Origin of the sequence: Micromonospora sp. NPDC049204 (genome assembly GCF_040647935.1) — a bacterium.
Taxonomy (GTDB): domain Bacteria; phylum Actinomycetota; class Actinomycetes; order Mycobacteriales; family Micromonosporaceae; genus Micromonospora.
In genome coordinates this window covers 1-17,935 of sequence record NZ_JBEZDC010000014.1, presented here as the reverse complement: position 1 = coordinate 17,935, position 17,935 = coordinate 1, and the positions used below count along the sequence as shown (strand labels likewise).

Sequence of the window (17,935 nt, the reverse complement as noted above, 5' to 3'; positions counted from 1 at the left end):
CTGTGATCTTCTTGGTGCTGTCCGGCGTGCCGCAGCGATCGGGCGGTACGCGTAGTCGGACGGGTCACACACCCTCGTCGGGGGCGAGGTTGTCGAGCGGGTGGAAGGTGGCGCACGGTGCCGGCGCCGCTCGTCGGTCAGCGCCCGGCCTCGGACAGCGACAGCCCGGTGCCCGCATCGAACAGGTGCGCTCGGTCCAGGTCGACCGTGACGTGCAGCCGCTCGCCCGGCGTACCGGTGACGGTGGGTCGTGCCTTGACCTTGAGGATCTCCGCCCCCACCAGGACGTCGACCACCGTTCGGTCACCGAGCGGCTCGAGCCCGTAGAGCTCACCCGACAACGACGCGTCGCCGCGCTGCTCGACGGACAGGTCCTCCGCGCGCAGACCCAGCAGCAGGGCACGACCGTCCTCAGCCGTGGTCCAGCGAGGCCGCGGCAGCGTCCATCCCTCCGCGCCGACCAGACGATCTCCCTCGGCGTGGCAGGCGAGCAGACTGATCGGCGGGCTCCCGACGAATCCGGCCACCCACGTGTTGGCGGGACGCTCGTACACCTCGGTCGGCGTTCCGACCTGCTGCACCTTGCCCTCCTTGAGGACCGCGACCTGGTCGGCCATGGACAGGGCCTCGACCTGGTCGTTGGTCACGTAGACGAAGGTCGCGCCGAGGCTCCGGTGGATGCGGGTGAGCTCGGTGCGCATCTCGACGCGGAGCTTGAGGTCGAGGTTCGTCAGCGGCTCGTCCATGAGGAACGCGCGCGGGCTACGCACCAGCGCCCGGGCCAGGGCGACCCGCTGCATCTCACCGCCCGACAACTGCGCGGGACGGCGTTGCAGCAGACGTTCGATGTGCAGCAGGTTCGACATCTGCTCGACGGCGGCGGCGATCTCACTCGACGAGCGGCGGCGTGCCCGCAGCGGCGAGGCGATGTTCTCGTACACCGTGTGTCGCGGGTAGAGGGCGTAGCTCTGGAAGACCATGGCCAGGTCGCGTGCGGCCGGGGCGTCGCCGGTCGCGTCCCTGCCGTCCAGATGCACCGACCCGGCGTCGAGCTTGTCCAGGCCGGCGATCGCCCGCAGGGTCGTCGTCTTGCCCGCCCCCGACGGCCCGAGTACGACGAAGAACGAGCCGTCCGGCACGTCCAGCGTCACGCCGTCCAGGGCCTGGACCTTACCGAAGGACTTGCACAGCCCCTGTACTGCCACGGTTCCCATCAGGCCACCAGCTCTTCCGTGCTCACGTCGTAGACCGCCGGGGTCCCGCCGGTGTGCCGCAGCCCGACCGTTGCGTCAGCGGCGAACCGGACAGTCGGTGGCATCCGAACCCGTACGTCGCGCTCGCCGCTGTGGTCGACCACGTAGATGATCTCGTCGCCCAGCCACTCCGCCGAGACCACGCGGGCCGGCACCGACCGTTCCGCCCCCGGTGCGGTGACTTCCAGCGCCTCCGGCCGTACGCCCGCGACCAGGCGACGGTCGCGCGGCAGGCCCTGCGGTGGCGTGAGGACCAGTCCGCCCTGACCGCGCAGCTTCCCGTCGGCCACCTCCACCTCGACGAGGTTCATCGGCGGCGAGCCGATGAACGCGGCGCAGAAGAGACTCGCCGGACGGTCGTAGACCTCCAGCGGCGTACCGATCTGCTCGACGCGGCCCTTGTTGAGGATGGCGATCCGGTGACCGAGTGACATCGCCTCGACCTGGTCGTGGGTGACGTAGACCATCGTCGCCCCCAGTTCCCCCTGCAGGTGCTTGATCTCGGTGCGCATGTCCGCCCTCAGCTCCGCGTCCAGATTGGTGAGGGGTTCGTCCATGAGGAAGGCGCGCGGTCGTCGCACCAGGGCGCGGGCGAGCGCGACGCGCTGCTGCTCCCCGCCGGACAGCTGACGCGGTCGCCGGTCCAGGAGTGGACCAAGCCGCATCAGCCGGGCGGCCTCCTCGACCCGCTCGTGCACCTCCGGCTTGGGCAGTCCCTCGGCCCGCAGTGGGAACGCCAGGTTGTCGCGGGTCTTCAGATGCGGGTAGAGAGCGTAGAACTGGAACACCATGGCGATGTCGCGCTCGGCGGGCGGCAGGTCGTTGACCAGCGTGTCGCCGATGCGGATGTCGCCCGTCGTCTGCCTCTCCAGGCCGGCGATGGCCCGCAGCGTGGTCGTCTTGCCGCAACCCGACGGGCCGAGCATCACGAACAGCTCGCCGTCGCCGATGGACAGGTCCACGTGCTCGACCGCGACCGTTCCGTCCGGGTAGCGCTTGTGCAGCGCGGTTACCTCGATGCCCGCCATCAGCGTCGCACCGCCCCGAGGGTCACACCGGCGATGAGGTGCTTGCGCACCAGGTAGGCGAAGACGAGCACCGGTAGGGCGAACACCACGGAGGCGGCGGCCACGAGACCCCAGTCCGTGGTGGTGCCGCCGATGAGTCCGGCGATGGCGGGTGGGGCCGTCCGGACGCTGTCGCTGGAGGTGAGGAAGGTGGCGAACACGAACTCGTTCCAGGAGAAGATGAGGGCGAAGACCGCCGTCGCGGCGATGCCGGGCACGAGCAGGGGAAGGGTGAATCGCCGGAACGCCTGCAGTCGGGTGTAGCCGTCGAGCATGGCGGCGTCCTCGTACTCGGCGGGTACCTCGTCGACGAACCCCTTCATCATCCAGATCGTGAACGGGACGTTGAACGCGGCGTAGATGAGGATCAGGCCGAGCTTGTTGTCGATGAGTCCGACCTGGCGGTACATGAGGAAGATCGGGATCACGACCACCACGGGCGGCATGAAGCGGGTGGACAGGATGAAGAACAGTTGGTCCTTCTTGGCCTTCACGGCGAAGCGTGAGTAGGCCCAGGCCGCCGGGACCCCCAGCACGGTGGCCAGCACCGTGGAGACTCCGGCGACCACGACGGAGTTGAGGAACGAGACGGACAGGGCCGAGCGACCGCCGTCGGGGTCGACGAACACGTCCTTGTAGTGGGCCAGAGTGACTTTGAAGTCGAAGAACTTGGCCGGGATCGCGTAGACGTCCCGGTTCTCCTTGATGGACGTCTCGATCATCCACAGCACCGGAAAGAGCATGACGACGGCCAGCACGGTCAGCAGCGTCACCTCCAGCACGGAGCGGCCTCGGCTGCCGAGGCGACGCGCGGGGGGCGTGTGATCCCGGGCAGGACCTGTGGACACGGCCTCGTCGACGGAGACGGCCATCAGCCCTCCTTGAGCTTGTTCAGATAGCGCAGGTAGAGCTGCGTGAGGACGATGACGACGAGGACCATGAGGATTCCGTACGCCGAGGCGGTCCCGGTGTTGAAGCCCAGGAACGCGACCTTGTAGATGTGGAACGACAACGTCTCGGTGGAGACACCCGGGCCACCGTTGGTGAGGATGTAGACGAGGTCGAACAGCCGGAACGCCTCGATGGCCCGGAACATCACGGCAATGAGGAGCAGCGGCCACACCAGCGGAAGGGTGATGGTGCGGAACTTGAACCACTCGGACGCTCGGTCGATCGAGGCGGCCTCGTACAGGTACTTGGGCACCGCGGTAAGGCCCGCGAGTGCGATGAGCATGATGAACGGCGTCCACTGCCAGGTGTCGACCACGACCAGGGAGATCAACGCCGTTCGCTGTCGGGTGAGCCACTCCACCTGCCCCAGGCCGAGCGAGCCGAGCATGCTGTTGACCACGCCGAACTGCGCGTCGAGCATGAACCGCCAGAACAGCCCGACCACGACCGGCGACAGCATCATCGGGACCAGGAACAGGGTGGTCAGCACTCCTCGCCCGTGCGTGCGCCGGGAGATCAGGTAGGCGATGCCGAACCCGAGGACGGTCTGCAGGCCGACCGCGCCGACCACGTAGATCAACGTCGTCAGGGCCCTCGTGTGGACCTGCGCCGACGTCAGGATGGCGGTGTAGTTCCCGAACCCGATGAAGTTGGCGGGTCCCCCGCGGGTGGCCGAGTAGTCGGTGAAGGACAGGTACAACGCCCACAGCAACGGGAACACCGACATGGCGAGCAACAGCAGCAGCGCGGGGGAGATGAAGGCCACGGCGAGCCCGCGGTCGCTCAGCCGGCGGGACCGCCCCGGTGCAGGCGGCGTCGCCGACGCCACCTGCCCGGGACGGTCGGTCGTCAGAGGGACGGAGTCACTCACAGTCCGCCGCCACCCTTGCGGTTGCCGGAGTCGAGCACGCCCTGCTGCTCCTTGGCGATGTCGTCGAGCGCGTCCTTCGGCTTCTTCGCACCGTTCAGAGCCGCGTTCACGTTGGTGTTCTCGATGTTGACGAGGCGCGCGTACTCGGGCACGTTCCACATGTCCCGCATGCGCGGAACCGAGTCGGTGTACACCTGGTTGAACGGCCCGGCATTGAGGAACTCGGGCGACTGCAGGGCGTCCGTACGCGAGGGCACGCCACCGGCCGCGGCCCACTTCTTCTGGACGTCGGCCCGCTCGAACCACTCCATGAAGTTCAGCGCCTCGGCCTGGTTTGCCGCGGCGGAGTAGGCCGACACGTGCATCCCCATGCCGCCGAGCGGGACCAGGTTCGTCTTCTGGGTCGGCAGGGTGGCGAAGCCCAGCTTGTCGAGAATCTGCTCCCGCGTGGTGCCGAGCGTCGACTCCTTCGGATCGAGCAGGCCACCGCTCGCGGCGATCCAGTTGAACGCGATGCAGGCCTTGCCCTGGGCGACGGCGGCGTTCACCTCGTCGATGAACCAGTTGCCGGAGCCCTTGGCCGTCAGCGGCTTCATCTTGTTGACCAGGACGTCCATCGCCTCCTGGCCCGCGGTGTCGTTGAGGACGCCGTCGATCTTGCGCGCCTTGGGGTCCCAGAGGTTGCCGCCGTAGACGCCGTTCACCGTGTTGTAGGTGACGGCCGCGGCGTCGGAGCCGTTGGCCTGGTGGAAGGCCAGCCCGCTGACGCCGGGGTTCTCCGACTGGCACTTCTCGGCGGCTGAGATCATCTGGTCCCAGGTCTGCGGCGGCTTGTCGCCGATCAGGTCCTTGCGGTAGATCATCGTCCAGGTGTCGCCGAGCAGCGGCAGTCCGTACAGGCTGGCGTTCTCGTCGCGCTTGCCGGTCTCCGCCTGGGGGTACTGGCCGTAGGCGGCCAGGAGGTACGGGTTGTAGGCCGTGACGTCGATGTTCTTCTTGACGAAGTCGGTGAGGTCGAGGATGTTGCCGTTCGTCACGGCCTCGCCGATGTGTTGCGAGTCCAGGATCGCGACGTCGAAGTCGGTCTTGCGTGCCGCGAACTGGGTGAACATCGCATCGTGCCAGTTCGCGTTCGGCACGGTGTTGACCTTGATGGTCGCGTTCGGCCGCTCCTTCTTGTACTCCGCGTTCGCGAAGTCCTCCAGTGCCTTGGCGGGCGGCCAGTCGAACCAGATGAAGCTGAGGGTCAGCGGGTCCTTGGTGAGTTCCGGGATGGTCGCCGGCGCCTTGGGGGCGCTCGCCTTCGTGTCGTCACCCTTGTCATCGCCGCAAGCCGTCATGGTCGTGGCCACCAGCAGCATGGCCGCCGTCGCCAGCTGTACCTTTCGCCGGGGACCGGACATTCGTGTTCGCTTCGGATTCCGCATCTTCTCGCCTGCCTTCTGGGTGGGGACTTCTAAGGCCTCGCTATGCGCTTCGCCGTGCAGTTGCTGGTTGTTCAGGCGTGTCGCCGGGCTGTCGCGGGAGCCGACCCGCGGACCGGCGGCACGGGTACGCCGCGATGTACTGGATCTTCATGCCGTCGAGACGTCCGTCGGCCACCTGCGGCCCAGTGACGCACCGAGCGGGACGTCGAGCATGCCCGCGGGCGCTCCAGGGATCGAAGTGGAGCGATGGACGGGCGGTTCCGCGATGGTGCAGGATGGCAAGCATCCGGCGCGTTTCCTATACGATTTGGTGGGGCGTCAGCATCCCGCAGCGTTGTGACTGATGTCAACAGGTTCCCGAAGACGCAAGAAAGGACCTCACGTCACGATGGACGAGGAAGCGATGATCGCGCCGGGCCGCAGGGCCGTGGCAGGCGGAACGCCGCCGGGAAGATCTGGCGGCCGGCTTGCCGACGAGGTGTACGACACCCTGCTCGGACAGCTGATGTCGCTACGGATCGAGCCCGGCTCCCGCGTCACGATCGACGTCCTGGCGCGGGAGCTGGGGGTCTCGCAGACGCCGATCCGAGACGCTCTGAACCGCATGGAGGCCGAGGGTCTGGTCGTGCGTGTGCCCCATGCCGGCTACCGCATTCCGCCCCAGATCACCCGTCACCGTTTCGAGGACATGCTCGAGGTCCGCCTGCTCCTCGAGCCGGCGGCGGCCCGTAGATCCGCCGAACGCGCATCCTTGCAGCAGGTGGCCGGTCTGCGACGAATGCTGGAGGAGATGGCGGAGCTGGAGGGGGGCAGCGGACCCGTGGCCTACGGCGCCTTCGGGCTACGCGATGCCGCTTTTCACGATCTCGTCGCCCTGAGCGCGGAGAACCAGGTCATCCGTGAGGCGCTCGCTCGCCTGCACAGCCACGTGCACCTCTTCCGACTCCACTTCGACACCCAGGTCACCCACCTGGCCATGGCCGAGCACGAGGACGTCGTGGCCGCGGTCGCCGCGCGCGACCCCGACGCCGCCGCCTATGCGATGCGCCGGCACATCCTCCGATCCGGCGAGCGTTTCCGCCGATTGTTCGACGAGGTCAAGGACGCGGACGGAGTCGCGGTAGAGGCTTGACGGGCGGGCTGGGCCGGGGAATGCTAACAATCGATCGAATCGGATCGGATTGGATCCACCTCACCCGTCCCCCCAGTTGTGAGGAGAAGCAGGTGCCCCGAGCGCTGCTCCTGACCGGCGACGCCGCCGAGGAACTCGACACGATGTATCCCTACTATCGCGTCCAGGAGGGTGGCTGGGACGTCGACGTCTCGTCCCGGACGACGCGTGACGTGCAACTGGTCATCCACGAGTTCGACCCCAACTCCGACGCGTACGTGGAGAAGAACGGCCGCAAGCTGGCGGTCGACGTGCCCTGGGCCGACGTCGACGTCGAGCGCTATGACGCCCTCATCATCCCCGGGGGACGTGCCCCCGAGTGGATCCGGGTCGACGCCGACGTCCGGCGCATCACCGAGCACTTCTTCGCGCGCAACCTCCCCATCGCGCTGGTGTGCCACGGCGCGCAGGTGCCAGCGGTGTACGGGCTGCTGAAGGGTCGGAAGACGGCGTGCTTCCCCCCGATCACCGGTGACATGGAGAACGCGGGCGCGACGGTCATCGACGCTCCCGACGTCGTGGACGGCAACCTCGTCTCCTGCCGGGGGTGGCCCGACATGCCGCAGTTCGGCAGGGCGATGATGGAGCTCTTCTCGAAGTCGGTCAACTCCGCGTCGGCATGAGCGCACCTGGCCTGCCCCGGTGACGGCACTTCGGACTGTCGCAGTCGACGGCTCCCCGGTCCACCTCCTGGAGAGCGGCACCGGGCCCGCGGTGCTGATGCTGCACGGCTCCGGACCCGGCACGACCGGGTCCGGCGCCTGGGCAGCGACGGCACAGGCGCTGGGCACGTCCCGGCACGTGGTGGCTCCTGACCAGGCGGGGTTCGGCGGTACGCCTGTCCCGGCGGGCTCCCGGGGTGGGCTCCGGCTGTGGACGGAGCAGGCCGCGGGCCTGATGGATGCGCTCGGTATCGAGCACTACGCCGTGGTGGGTCACTCCATGGGTGGTGCCGTGGCGCTGGCGTTGGCGGCCGCGCGCCCCCAGCAGGTCACCCATGTCGTGGCGGTCTCGACGATGGGCGCTCCCGGGGCGCCGCTGTCCGCCGAGCTCGACGCGATCTGGGCCGCCCCCGCCGGCCCGGACGGGGCACGAGACATGCTGAGCCGTCTCGTCCTCGACCAGGCGCTCGTGACCGACTCGGCCGTCGATGCCCGTGCGGCTGCGATGCGAGCGGGGGCGGCGGCATTCGCGTCGTTGTTCCCTCCACCCAGGGCGCGATGGGTCGAGGACCTCACCCTCTCGGCGCAGACGCTGGCAGCCGTGCGCGTGCCCGTGCTGCTCGTGCACGGGGCGGAGGACCGGGTCACCCCGCTCGAAACGGCAGCCCAGCCCCTGCTCGAACACCTGGCCGACGTCCGCCTGCACGTGTTCGGCCGATGCGGGCACGTGCCGGCGATCGAGCACCCGCACGAGTTCAGGCAACTGCTGTCCTGCTTCCTCCACCCGAACCGAGGTCAGTGACCGCTGCGGCAGCTCCGCGGCCCGCGTTCAGCAGATCTGTGGGTGCGGCGCGTCAGGCGGCGGCGAGCAGCGCGGCCTCCGCCTCCGCGGTGAGTCCGGCTTGCGGCCGGTCGGGGCGTTGGTAGGGAGGGCCATCGAGGGTCTGCAGCCAGGCCCAGGTGTCGATGACGGTGTCGCGGACGGGTCGGCATCGCAGACCGGCCGCGAGGGCCTTGCTGACGTCGCCGCGATGCATGCCGGCGTGCTCGGGTCCGGGCGGTAGCCAGCATGGCAACTGCGTCCAGGGAGTGACGCCGGCAGCGGCGATGGTGGGGGGGTCGATCCAGCGCAGCGTGGCGTCCGAGCCGGTGGCCCGCACGCAGGTGTCGAGCAGATCACCCGTGGTGGTGTGGCCGGGAGGGCTGACCACGTTGTAGGGGCCGGCGAGCCCAGCGGCGCCGCCGTCGAGGACGAAAGCGGCGAGATCGCGCGCGTCGACGTATTGCAGGTCGAGGTCGCGTGGGCCGGGCGCGGCCACGGTGCCGCCGCGGGCGATGCGGAGCAGCCAGTACGGCAGACGGCCGATGTCCTCGTACGGTCCGAGGATGAGGCCGGCGCGGGCGAGCAGGGCTTCTCCGTCGAATGCCTGTTCGGCGGCGATTTCCGCACCACGCTTGAGGGCTGCGTAGTCGACGTCGACCCCGTCACTGTCGGGTGAGCCAGCGACCACAGGTCCGTCTTCGGCGAGGTGCGCGGCGGGCGGGTAGGTGTAGACCGAGCGGCTGGAGATGTAGGTGTAGTGCCCGATGCGTCCGGCGAGCACGGTGCCGACGTCACGCACGGCGGCGGGTGCACCGGACCAGGTGTCGACGACGAGGTCCCAGGTGCCGGTGCGCAGGGCTGCGAGGCCGTCCGGTGTGGTGCGGTCACCGATGAGGGCGGTGATCCCGTCCGGGGTGCGACGGCGGCCGCGGTTGAAGACAGTGACGTGGTCCCGACGAGCTCGGGCGTCGTCGACGATGGCGCGTCCGACGAAGCCCGTGCCGCCGAGTACGAGCAGTTTCATGCCGGAACTGTGCCAGGTGATTCCCGCCGGGGGATAGGACTGCTCGCTGATGGCAGAATCGCGGTGGACGTGTCAGCCGGCTGTGGACCGATGATGCCGAGTGTGCCGACAGTTTTTCGGCGTAGGCGGCGGCGACCTGGTTGAGGCGTCCTCCCGGCGGCAAGTGTGGAAAACGCGGGACCGTCGGCGGCAGCTACGCGGGGAGATGGGCTCCCGGACGGCGGGTTCGCCGTATGGTGCGGGAATGTCATCTCCGGTCTGGCAGGACGGTGCGGCCTACGAGGCGTACGTGGGTCGGTGGAGCCGACTCGTCGCGGTGACGTTCCTGCGCTGGCTTGATCTGCCGGCCGAACTGCGGTGGCTCGACGTGGGCAGCGGCACCGGCGTGTTGACCTCGACGGTGCTGCGCACAGCTCAGCCGCGTCGGATCACCGGTGTGGATCCCTCTGACGGCTTCGTGCGGCAGGCCCGCTCCGGGGTCACCGACGCGCGCGCGGGCTTCGCGGTCGGTGACGCCCAGGTGCTGGCCCTGGAGGATGGTGCCGTCGACGTGGTCGTCAGCGGGTTGGTACTGAACTTCGTCCCCGAGCCGGCACGGGCGGTGGCGGAGTTCGCTCGGGTGGTCGCCCCGGGCGGGGTGGTGGCCGCGTACGTCTGGGATTACGCCGAGGGGATGGCGATGATGCGCCATTTCTGGGACGCCGCCAGCGCGCTCGATCCCGCAGCGGCTGTCCGCGACGACCGGCACCGCTTCGCGCTGTGCCGCCCGGAGCCGTTGCGGACGCTGTGGCGTGACGCCGGACTGACGGATGTTTCGGTGCAGGCGCTCGACGTGCCCACGGTCTTCACCGGCTTCAGCGACTACTGGACGCCGTTCCTCGGTGGGCAGGGCTCCGCCCCGGCCTACCTGGCCTCGCTGGGCGAAGCGCAGCGGGCCGCCCTGCGGGATCTGCTCGCCGCCCGACTGCCGACCGAACCCGACGGGTCGATCCGGCTGACGGCTCGGGCCTGGGCGATCCGCGGTACCGCACCGACGACGGCTCCGCCGAACCAGCGTTGACGGGCGCGCCGCCGTGGGTGCCAGCAACGTCCAGATCGGCGTGCCGCTCCTCGCGACCTGGAGGATCCGGACCGAGCCGCGTCGCCGGGACGCCGAGGGCCGCGCTCAGCCGCCGTCGATCGCGGAGGCGATCGTGGCCGGGGCGCGTAGGGGTGCCAGCTGGTCCTCGCCCAGTCCGTAGCGCTGGGCGAGGTACGCCGGATCCTGCCAGGTGATCAGCGAGCCAGGCTGGCCGTCGTCTCGCACCATGACTCGCATCGGCAGGTCGATCGCGATCTCGGGCCGGGCCTGCATGAGCGGAGTGCCCGCCTGCGGGTTCCCGAAAATGATCACCTGGGTGTCGGGCATGCTCAGCCCGGCCTTGCCGGCGGCCGCCGCGTGGTCGACGACCGCCACCACCGCGGCGCCTACGCGTTCCGCCTCAGCCCTCAGCGCGGAGATCGTCTCTCCGACACCCCGGGCGCTGCGCCTGGTCACCAATCCGTCGTGCACGACCGACCTCCGCTCACCGCGTCCCTGGGCGAATACCTCTCATCCTCCCCACAAGCGAGGCTGGTCCGGGGAGGTTCGCCGCGAAACGACACCCGGGTTGGGTGCCAACCGTCGCCGCCTCCCTGAGCGCCGGGGGCGGGGACACATGCACGTGTGGTCATCTCGCCATTAGACGATACATAATGAAAACGATTACCGTTCCGTGCCTCAGGAATGGAGCGTTTCGTGAAGCATGGACAACGCACGATCATCGCCGCGGCGGCAGCCGCCGCGCTCGTTCTCCTCGGCGGTTGTGGCTCGGGGGAGGACGCGGCCGAGGGCAGCGGCAACACCTCGTCCGGCACGAGGCTCGCGGTGGTTGCCACCACCCCCGAGGTGGCCGACTTCGTCCGCACCATCGGCGGCAGCGACGTCACCGTGACCCAGATCATCAAGCCCAACGTCGACCCGCACGACTACGAGCCCACGCCGGCTGACATCCAGGCGATCGGCAAGGCCGCCATCGTCGTCAAGAACGGTGTCGGCCTCGAGGGGTGGCTCGACCAGACCATCGAGTCGGCCGGCTTCAAGGGCGCCCTCGTCGACTCCAGTCAGGGCGTCACCCTGCGCGAGGGCGGCCACGAGGAGGGCGAGGGCGCGCACGAGGCCGAGGCGCACGACCCACACATCTGGCACAACCCGTTGAACGCCAAGACGATGGTCGCCAACATCGAGAAGAGCCTCGCCGCGGCCGACCCCGCGCACGCGGCCGCCTTCGCCGGCAATCTGAAGAGCTACAGGGCCGAACTCGACAAGCTCGACGCGGACAACGAGGCGGCCTTCGCCCGGATCCCTGCCGAGCAACGCAAGCTTGTGACCAACCACGATGCCTTCGGCTACTACGTCGACCGGTACAAATTGCAGTTCGTCGGCTCGGTCATCCCCAGCCTCGACACCTCCGCCGAGCTGAGTGCGAAGCAGCTCAACGACCTCGTCGCGAAGATCAAGGCCACGGGTACGAAGGCCATCTTCGCGGAGACGTCGCTGCCGCCCAAGAGCGCGGAGGCGATCGCCACCCAGGCCGGCGTCAAGGTCATCGGCGGTGCGGACGCCCTCTACGGCGACAGCATCGGCGCCGAGGGCACGCCCCAGGGCACGTACCTCGGCGCGGAGCGGCACAACACCCAGGTCATCGTCACGGCTCTGGGCGGCTGAGATGGGCGATGTCGCGGTGGCCGGCGCCGCCGTTCGCTACACCGAGGTGAGCGTCGGCTACCACGGCACGCCGGTGCTCACCGACGTCAACCTCGACCTGGTCCCCGGGCAGCGCCTGGCGCTGGTCGGGCCGAACGGCGCCGGCAAGTCCACGCTGATCAAGTCGATCCTCGGCCTGGTGCCGGTCCTCGCCGGCACGTCCACCGTCCTCGGGGGCGCGCCGGCCCAGGCTCGGACCCGCACCGGATACGTCCCGCAGACCGACTCCCTCGACGCCGATTTCCCGGTGACCGCGGGCCAGGTCGTCATGATGGGCCGCTACCGACGCATCGGCTGGTGGCGCCCCACCCGCGCCGCCGACCGTCGAGCGGTCCACGAGGCGCTCGACCGGCTCGGCCTCGTCGAGCACGCGAAGACCCACTTCGGCGTGCTCTCCGGCGGTCAACGCCAGCGGGTGCTGCTGGCCCGCGCCATCGCCGCCGAGCCACGACTGCTGCTCCTGGACGAGCCGTTCAACGGCGTCGACGCGGTGAGCCAGGACGCCATCCTGTCCGTCCTGCGCGACCTCAGCGCGGCCGGGACGACCCTGGTGCTGAGCACCCACGACCTGACGGTCGCGCACGAACTCGCCGACACGGTCTGCGTGCTCAACGGCCGGCAGTGGGCGGTCGGCCCGCCCGACGAGACGTTGACCGCCGAGACGCTGCGCCGCGCGTACGGCGGACACGCCATCGAGTGGAGAGACGGCCGGACAGTGCTGGTGGAGCCGTGATCGAGCCGTTCACCGTACCGTTCCTGGGGCGTGCCCTGGCCGAGCTCACGCTGCTCGCCCTCGTCTGCGGACCGGTGAGTGTCTTCGTCTTCGCCCGCCGCCTGTCGTTCGTCTCCGACGCGCTGACGCACACCGTGTTTCCCGGCGTCGTCATCGGGTTCCTGGCCGGTGGCATCGAGGGCATCGTGGTCGGGGCGCTGGTCGCCGGCGTCGTGACGGCGGTGGCGCTGACCCTGTTCAGCCGTGGCGGGGCGCTGTCCGACGATGCCGCCACCGCCGTGGTGCTCACCGCCATGTTCTCGATCGGCGTGGTGCTCGTGTCGCGGCGCTCCTCGTACACCTCGGATCTGACGTCGTTCCTCTTCGGGCGCATCCTGACGGTGACGCCGCGCCAGATCGCGGAGACCGCCGTGCTGGCGGTCGTCATCCTCGGGCTGCTGCTGGTCAGCGCCCGCGCTCTGGTCTTCCGGACCTTCGACCCGGCCGGAGCGGCCGCCGCCGGCTTCCGGATCGCCGGGCTCGATCTGCTGCTCAACATCATCGTCGCGCTCGTCGTCGTCGCCGCGGTACGCGCCGTCGGCACCATCCTCGTGGTGGCGTTGCTCATCGTGCCGGCCGCGACCGCCCGCATGCTCACCACACGCCTGCCGCTGATGGCGGTGATCGGCACCGGGCTCATCCTCGTCGCCGCATACGGTGGCCTGCTGACGAGCTGGACCGCATCGGTCGACTACGGCATCTCCCTGACCTCGGCCTCCGCGGTCGTCCTGCTGCTCGTGCTCGCCTACCTGCTGCTGCTCCCACTGGGCGCGCTGCGGTCGAGACGCAACCACGGGCAGAGCATCTCCACCGAGGCACGGAGGTCCCCCCATGAACTGGTGGGATGACGCGCTGCACCGGGCCACGGCCGAGGTGCTGCTCGCCGGCGCGCTCGCCGGACTCGTCGGCGTCCACGTCGTACTCCGTCGGCTGTCCTTCTTCACCATGGCACTGACCCACGCCACGTTCCCCGGGGTGGTGGCGGCGTCCATCATCGGCGTCAACATCGTCGTCGGCGGTGTGGTCGCCGGCGCGATCGTCGCGCTGGGTGTCGGCGTGCTCAGCCGCCACAGGAGCCAGAACACGGCCGCGGCGACAGGCGTCCTGCTCTCCGGCGGCTTCGCCCTCGGCGCCGGGCTCGTCGCCACCCAGAACGGCTTCAGCCGAGACCTGACCTCGTTTCTGGTCGGGTCGATCCTCACCGTCAGCCCGCAGGACCTCGGGACCACCGCCGTCGTGCTCGTCGTCGTCGTGGCCGTCCTGCTGGCCTGCGCCCGTCCGCTGCGCTACAGCGGCTTCGACCGGACCGGCGCGCAGGCGGCCGGCTTCGCCACCGGTGTCTGGGACGTCGTGCTGCTGCTCGCCATCCAGGCGGCGGTCGTGACGATCGTCCCGGCCATCGGCACGATCCTCGCCCTCGCCCTCATCGTCGCGCCGGCGGCCGCGGCGCGTCAGTGGTCGCACCGGCTGAGCACCATCACCGCCCTGGCCGTCACGCTCGGCGCCCTCAGCGGGCTCGGCGGCCTGTACGCGTCGAGCCACTGGGACGTCGCCGCCGGCGCGAGCATCACCCTGACCGCCACCGCGATCCTGGCCCTGTCGACAGTGCTGTCCCGGCTGGTCAGATCCCGGCCCACGGCGACCGCCCGCCTGCGGACGTTCCCGGCATGAGCACCGCACACCGGTCACTGGCCGAGTTGGGTGGCCATCCGGCGACGCAGCGGCGGTACGGCACTGGCGGTACGCAGTGCCGCGCGGAATGCGGTCCTGGCCAGGCGGTTGGTGCTCCTCGCCTGGCGGGCGTTGCGCAGCGACTGTCGCACCGCAGCGAAGCCGTAGTCGAGCATCTGACGTTCGTAGTCGTGCAGAGCGGGCACCATCGCGGTCGTGCCGGCGTGGACCTCGGTGAGCTTGACGCACAGCAGGGCGGCGTCGCGCAGCGCGGTATTGGCGCCGATCCCCGCCATCGGGGTCATGTTGTGGATCGCGTCGCCCAGGAGGGTGACCCGTCCGGTCTCCCACGCCTTGACGGGAGTGGCAGTGCGCACCCGGATGGCGTTGATCGTCTGTGGGTCGGAGCCGGCGATCACTTCCCGTAGTGCCGGTGCCCATCCGTCGGTGCGGTTCAGCACCAGGCGTTGGAGGTCCGTTCCGGGGAGGGACTCGACGCCCTCGGCCGGGAAAGCCGTCGCCGCGTCCGTGTAGCCCCAGAGGAGGTAGGCAGTGGTGTTGTCGAGCAGGAACTGGTCCGGCGGGGCGATCACCTGCGGGCCGGGGTGCCACACCGCGGTGAAGAAGGATCCACGGCTTTTCGGGATCACGAGGTTGACGTCCTGGGTCAGCACCCTGGGTAGGGTCGCGTCGGCGAGGCGATGTTTGCCGGCGACCGCCACGACGCCGGTGTCGACGCGCCGCGCGTGGGGGAGTAGTTGGCGGCGTACTCGTGAGTTGGCGCCGTCGGCACCGATGAGCACGTCGGCGGTGGCCGTGCCGCCGTCGGTGAAGTAGGCGGTCACCCGCCCGTCGGTCGTCGCCTCATAGTGCGTGAATTCGTGGTCCAGCCGCACCACGTCATCCATGCCGGACAGCAGCACCTCGCGCAGGCTGATCCTGCTGACACCGTAGTGCCGTCCTTCGGGAGCGCCGGCCGGCGTGATCTCCTCGGGGGTGAAGCGGACCAGGTCGTCGAGCCGCTCGGTGGTGAAACCGAAGCCGCCGGTGTCGATCGAGACGGTGTCGAGGAAAGTCTGCCAGGTGGCGGGCGGTAGGCACGCGTGCAGCGCTCTGCTGCCGTTCGGGTTGATGTGGATGCGGTAGCCCTGAAGCCAGTCGGTGCGGGCCTTGGTGCGTTCGTGGACGGTCACCGACACTCCGGCGCGGCGTAGGCCCTGGGCCAGGCACAGGCCGCCGATACCGGCACCGATGATCATGACGCTGGGTGTGACCATGCAACGACTATCACCCAACTGCATGTCACTGTCAATCAAACAGTTGATTGAGATAGTTGCCCGGATGACCGTGTTACGGTGATCTTCATGGGCAAGCCTCGCCGGTCCCCGAGTGGTGAACAGCGCAAACGCGATCCCGAGCGCACCCGTGAGCGCATCCTCGACGCGGCGTTCATCGAGTTCAGCGAACATGGTTTCGCCGGTGCCCGGACTGGCGCGATCGCCGCCCGCGCCGGGGTCAACCAGCAGTTGATCTCGTACTACTTCGACGGCAAGGACGGTCTCTACCGGGCCCTTCAGCGCACCTGGGAGACGACCAACGGCGCCGCCCGACCGGACCTGCCGTTGGCTGAGATCGTGAGCGGGTTCCTCACCCCCGGTGACCCGCAGCGGTCGTGGGCGCGGCTGCTCGCCTGGGAGGGGCTCACCCGGGCCGAGTCGGATGCCGACCCGGTGACCGACGACTACTTCGCCGCGATGGTCGACGACATGCGTCGCCGGCAGCAGGCCGGTGAGCTCGCCGACGATCTGGACCCCGCGTACGTCCAGGTGCTGCTCTTCGCGGCGACACTGGCGCCGACGGTGCTGCCCCAGGTCGCCCGTCGAATGACCGGCCTCGCCGCCGACTCACCGGAATTCCTCCACGCCTACGCCGAGCAGCTACGTCGCGTCATCGCCCGCCTCGCCGAACCGGTCTAGGGCGAGAGCGTTGCCGGGCGCCCCGTGTCAGTGTCCGAGCGGGCAGACCGCCGCGGTCGGCGACACGACAGCCGACGCTTCGCCGACGGTGTACGCCGTGGACGACGCACGGCCAACGTCATCCTCGGCGGCGCCGCCCTCCCGGTGATCGGCCCGCTCCTGGGTGCCGCCGAGAATCGGTTCGGCACCGCGACGATCATGAAGGGCGGTTCGCCGGCAGCACGGGCGTTCCCGACCCGGCCACTTCATCATGCTGGAGCAGCCCGGACGGATGGCCGAGATCATCGCCTGAGCCACTGCCCAGGGGTATGGCGGTGGCGGCTCCGTGTGTCCCTCACCATACTGAAATTTGAGCATCTTTCGTCTTCTGTCCGAGATATCCGCTGAAGGTTAGTACGGTGAGGATCGGGCGGTGAAGCACGTCTTGGCGGTATCGCAGCCTGCCCACGTTCGTAAGTCACTTACCAACGAGGGAGACGAGACATGCTCGGTATCTCGCTACGTCGGCCGAAGACCATCGCCGCAACGCTCGTCGCCGCAACGCTGGTGACGGTGCTCGGCTCATCCGCCCCACACGTGTTCGCGGACGGCGGTGTGCAACCAACCCCCGACCGGGGGAGTGACGGCAGACCGACGATCGTCCTGGTTCACGGCGCCTGGGCCGACGGCTCGAGCTGGAGCGGGGAGGTCCGCAGACTCCAGGCACGCGGCTTCGAGGTGCAGGTCGCGCCGCAACCCAACCGGGGGCCGACGATCGACAGCGGCTACCTGAAGGACTTCCTGTCCACCATCGAGGGTCCCGTCGTCATCGCGGCCCACTCCTACGGCGGTTTCGTCACAAGCGATGCTGCGACCGGCAACAAGAACGTCAAGGCGCTCGTGTTCGTCGACGCTTTCGCTCCGGAGAAGGGCGAGACCGTCGAGGAGCTCACGGCCGGCTCCGGCTCGGTGCTGGAGCCGGCCCTGACCGACCCCACGAGCGTCTTCAAGCTCGTGCCGTTCCCGGGTGCCCCGGAAGGTGCGGCCGACGCGTACGTCCTGCCGAAGGTGTTCATCCCCGGCTTCGCCAACGGTCTGCCCCGCCGCCAGGCGGAGGTGCTCGCCGTGACCCAGGCCGCGTTGGCCACGAACGCCCTGGCGGTGCCGGCCACCGAGCCGGCGTGGAAGACGATCCCGGTATGGGCAGTGATCGGCACCGAGGACCGGGTCATCCCGCCGGCCAGCCAGGAGGCGATGATGAAGCGGGCGGGGGCCGACATCACCCGGATCGACGCCGGTCACCTGGGCCTGATCTCGCATCCCGGTGAGGTTACCGAGGTCATCCTGGAGGCGGCCCGGACGACCGCCTGACCGAACCTCCTGCCATCGGCAGCAACAGTGGTGGCGGGGGGGGGGCCCGGCCCCCCCCCCCGCGGGGGGGTTGGGCCCCCCCCCCCCCCGGGGGGGCCCCCCGGTGCCCGGGTGAAACAACACCGGGGGCCC

Annotated in this window: 18 protein-coding genes; 10 read left to right on the top strand and 8 right to left on the bottom strand. The window is 69.5% G+C overall.

The features are described from left to right. Positions 1 to 137: 137 nt before the first annotated feature. The 5 genes from AB0A90_RS24375 to AB0A90_RS24355 are packed head-to-tail and all read right to left on the bottom strand — an operon-like array spanning position 138 to position 5,503. Positions 138 to 1,214, bottom strand: a complete 1,077-nt coding sequence (locus tag AB0A90_RS24375; protein WP_357252114.1) for an ABC transporter ATP-binding protein — start codon at positions 1,212 to 1,214, stop codon at positions 138 to 140. Then, positions 1,214 to 2,281, bottom strand: coding sequence for an ATP-binding cassette domain-containing protein (locus tag AB0A90_RS24370; RefSeq protein ID WP_357252111.1), 1,068 nt, complete (start codon positions 2,279 to 2,281; stop codon positions 1,214 to 1,216). Before AB0A90_RS24370 ends, AB0A90_RS24375 begins: the two co-directional genes overlap by 1 nt. Beyond that, on the bottom strand, positions 2,281 to 3,192 hold the full coding sequence (locus AB0A90_RS24365) for a carbohydrate ABC transporter permease (protein WP_357252109.1): 912 nt from the start codon (positions 3,190 to 3,192) through the stop codon (positions 2,281 to 2,283). Before AB0A90_RS24365 ends, AB0A90_RS24370 begins: the two co-directional genes overlap by 1 nt. Next, positions 3,192 to 4,142, bottom strand: coding sequence for a sugar ABC transporter permease (locus tag AB0A90_RS24360; RefSeq protein WP_357252106.1), 951 nt, complete (start codon positions 4,140 to 4,142; stop codon positions 3,192 to 3,194). The genes AB0A90_RS24365 and AB0A90_RS24360 overlap by 1 nt, the downstream gene beginning before the upstream one ends. Beyond that, on the bottom strand, positions 4,139 to 5,503 hold the full coding sequence (locus tag AB0A90_RS24355; protein WP_357252525.1) for an extracellular solute-binding protein: 1,365 nt from the start codon (positions 5,501 to 5,503) through the stop codon (positions 4,139 to 4,141). Before AB0A90_RS24355 ends, AB0A90_RS24360 begins: the two co-directional genes overlap by 4 nt. A 454-nt stretch (positions 5,504 to 5,957) precedes the next feature. Here AB0A90_RS24355 and AB0A90_RS24350 point away from each other — a divergent pair, with 454 nt between their 5' ends. The 3 genes from AB0A90_RS24350 to AB0A90_RS24340 all read left to right on the top strand — a co-directional run bounded on the left by AB0A90_RS24350 (position 5,958) and on the right by AB0A90_RS24340 (position 8,204). Further along, positions 5,958 to 6,701: a GntR family transcriptional regulator gene (locus AB0A90_RS24350; RefSeq protein ID WP_357252104.1), complete on the top strand. Its 744-nt coding sequence runs from the start codon at positions 5,958 to 5,960 to the stop codon at positions 6,699 to 6,701. A 92-nt stretch (positions 6,702 to 6,793) separates the two neighbouring features. Next, positions 6,794 to 7,363 carry a DJ-1/PfpI family protein gene (locus AB0A90_RS24345; protein ID WP_357252101.1) on the top strand — a complete coding sequence of 190 codons (570 nt, stop codon included), beginning with the start codon at positions 6,794 to 6,796 and terminating at the stop codon, positions 7,361 to 7,363. A gap of 19 nt (positions 7,364 to 7,382) precedes the next feature. After that, positions 7,383 to 8,204: an alpha/beta hydrolase gene (locus AB0A90_RS24340; RefSeq protein ID WP_357252098.1), complete on the top strand. Its 822-nt coding sequence runs from the start codon at positions 7,383 to 7,385 to the stop codon at positions 8,202 to 8,204. 52 nt (positions 8,205 to 8,256) lie between these two features. Here the strand turns inward: AB0A90_RS24340 and AB0A90_RS24335 are convergent, their stop codons facing one another. Beyond that, positions 8,257 to 9,249 (bottom strand): NAD-dependent epimerase/dehydratase family protein, encoded by a 993-nt coding sequence (locus tag AB0A90_RS24335; protein WP_357252096.1) that lies wholly within the window; start codon positions 9,247 to 9,249, stop codon positions 8,257 to 8,259. Positions 9,250 to 9,493: 244 nt separating this feature from the next. Between AB0A90_RS24335 and AB0A90_RS24330 the strand changes: the two genes are divergently transcribed. After that, on the top strand, positions 9,494 to 10,309 hold the full coding sequence (locus tag AB0A90_RS24330) for a class I SAM-dependent methyltransferase (protein WP_357252093.1): 816 nt from the start codon (positions 9,494 to 9,496) through the stop codon (positions 10,307 to 10,309). Between the two features lie 105 nt (positions 10,310 to 10,414). On the opposite strand, the gene AB0A90_RS24325 is transcribed toward AB0A90_RS24330, so the two are convergent. Beyond that, positions 10,415 to 10,801, bottom strand: a complete 387-nt coding sequence (locus tag AB0A90_RS24325) for a DUF302 domain-containing protein (protein ID WP_357252090.1) — start codon at positions 10,799 to 10,801, stop codon at positions 10,415 to 10,417. A 225-nt stretch (positions 10,802 to 11,026) separates the two neighbouring features. On the opposite strand from AB0A90_RS24325, the gene AB0A90_RS24320 reads away from it, so the two are divergent. Genes AB0A90_RS24320 through AB0A90_RS24305 form a run of 4 tightly spaced genes read left to right on the top strand, consistent with a single transcriptional unit; the run spans position 11,027 to position 14,477 of the window. Then, positions 11,027 to 11,995 (top strand): metal ABC transporter substrate-binding protein, encoded by a 969-nt coding sequence (locus AB0A90_RS24320; protein WP_357252088.1) that lies wholly within the window; start codon positions 11,027 to 11,029, stop codon positions 11,993 to 11,995. A gap of 1 nt (position 11,996) precedes the next feature. Continuing rightward, positions 11,997 to 12,767, top strand: a complete 771-nt coding sequence (locus AB0A90_RS24315) for a metal ABC transporter ATP-binding protein (protein ID WP_357252084.1) — start codon at positions 11,997 to 11,999, stop codon at positions 12,765 to 12,767. After that, on the top strand, positions 12,764 to 13,654 hold the full coding sequence (locus tag AB0A90_RS24310) for a metal ABC transporter permease (protein WP_357252081.1): 891 nt from the start codon (positions 12,764 to 12,766) through the stop codon (positions 13,652 to 13,654). The genes AB0A90_RS24315 and AB0A90_RS24310 overlap by 4 nt, the downstream gene beginning before the upstream one ends. Further along, positions 13,638 to 14,477, top strand: coding sequence for a metal ABC transporter permease (locus AB0A90_RS24305; RefSeq protein WP_357252078.1), 840 nt, complete (start codon positions 13,638 to 13,640; stop codon positions 14,475 to 14,477). Before AB0A90_RS24310 ends, AB0A90_RS24305 begins: the two co-directional genes overlap by 17 nt. A 14-nt stretch (positions 14,478 to 14,491) precedes the next feature. Here AB0A90_RS24305 and AB0A90_RS24300 read toward each other — a convergent pair whose 3' ends face one another. Continuing rightward, positions 14,492 to 15,754, bottom strand: coding sequence for an NAD(P)/FAD-dependent oxidoreductase (locus AB0A90_RS24300; protein ID WP_357252075.1), 1,263 nt, complete (start codon positions 15,752 to 15,754; stop codon positions 14,492 to 14,494). An 87-nt stretch (positions 15,755 to 15,841) separates the two neighbouring features. Here AB0A90_RS24300 and AB0A90_RS24295 point away from each other — a divergent pair, with 87 nt between their 5' ends. After that, positions 15,842 to 16,453, top strand: a complete 612-nt coding sequence (locus AB0A90_RS24295; protein ID WP_357252072.1) for a TetR family transcriptional regulator — start codon at positions 15,842 to 15,844, stop codon at positions 16,451 to 16,453. Positions 16,454 to 16,936: 483 nt separating this feature from the next. Continuing rightward, on the top strand, positions 16,937 to 17,803 hold the full coding sequence (locus AB0A90_RS24290) for an alpha/beta hydrolase (protein WP_357252069.1): 867 nt from the start codon (positions 16,937 to 16,939) through the stop codon (positions 17,801 to 17,803). The last annotated feature ends 132 nt before the right edge of the window (positions 17,804 to 17,935 follow it).

Bases quoted from the DNA above. Each gene is read 5' to 3' on its own strand.
- AB0A90_RS24290 (WP_357252069.1), top strand. From the start codon at position 16,937: ATGCTCGGTATCTCGCTACGTCGGCCGAAGACCATCGCCGCAACGCTC.
- AB0A90_RS24375 (WP_357252114.1), bottom strand. From the start codon at position 1,214: ATGGGAACCGTGGCAGTACAGGGGCTGTGCAAGTCCTTCGGTAAGGTC.
- AB0A90_RS24370 (WP_357252111.1), bottom strand. From the start codon at position 2,281: ATGGCGGGCATCGAGGTAACCGCGCTGCACAAGCGCTACCCGGACGGA.
- AB0A90_RS24300 (WP_357252075.1), bottom strand. From the start codon at position 15,754: ATGGTCACACCCAGCGTCATGATCATCGGTGCCGGTATCGGCGGCCTG.
- AB0A90_RS24350 (WP_357252104.1), top strand. From the start codon at position 5,958: ATGGACGAGGAAGCGATGATCGCGCCGGGCCGCAGGGCCGTGGCAGGC.
- AB0A90_RS24335 (WP_357252096.1), bottom strand. From the start codon at position 9,249: ATGAAACTGCTCGTACTCGGCGGCACGGGCTTCGTCGGACGCGCCATC.
- AB0A90_RS24295 (WP_357252072.1), top strand. From the start codon at position 15,842: ATGGGCAAGCCTCGCCGGTCCCCGAGTGGTGAACAGCGCAAACGCGAT.
- AB0A90_RS24315 (WP_357252084.1), top strand. From the start codon at position 11,997: ATGGGCGATGTCGCGGTGGCCGGCGCCGCCGTTCGCTACACCGAGGTG.
- AB0A90_RS24305 (WP_357252078.1), top strand. From the start codon at position 13,638: ATGAACTGGTGGGATGACGCGCTGCACCGGGCCACGGCCGAGGTGCTG.
- AB0A90_RS24330 (WP_357252093.1), top strand. From the start codon at position 9,494: ATGTCATCTCCGGTCTGGCAGGACGGTGCGGCCTACGAGGCGTACGTG.
- AB0A90_RS24365 (WP_357252109.1), bottom strand. From the start codon at position 3,192: ATGGCCGTCTCCGTCGACGAGGCCGTGTCCACAGGTCCTGCCCGGGAT.
- AB0A90_RS24355 (WP_357252525.1), bottom strand. From the start codon at position 5,503: ATGCTGCTGGTGGCCACGACCATGACGGCTTGCGGCGATGACAAGGGT.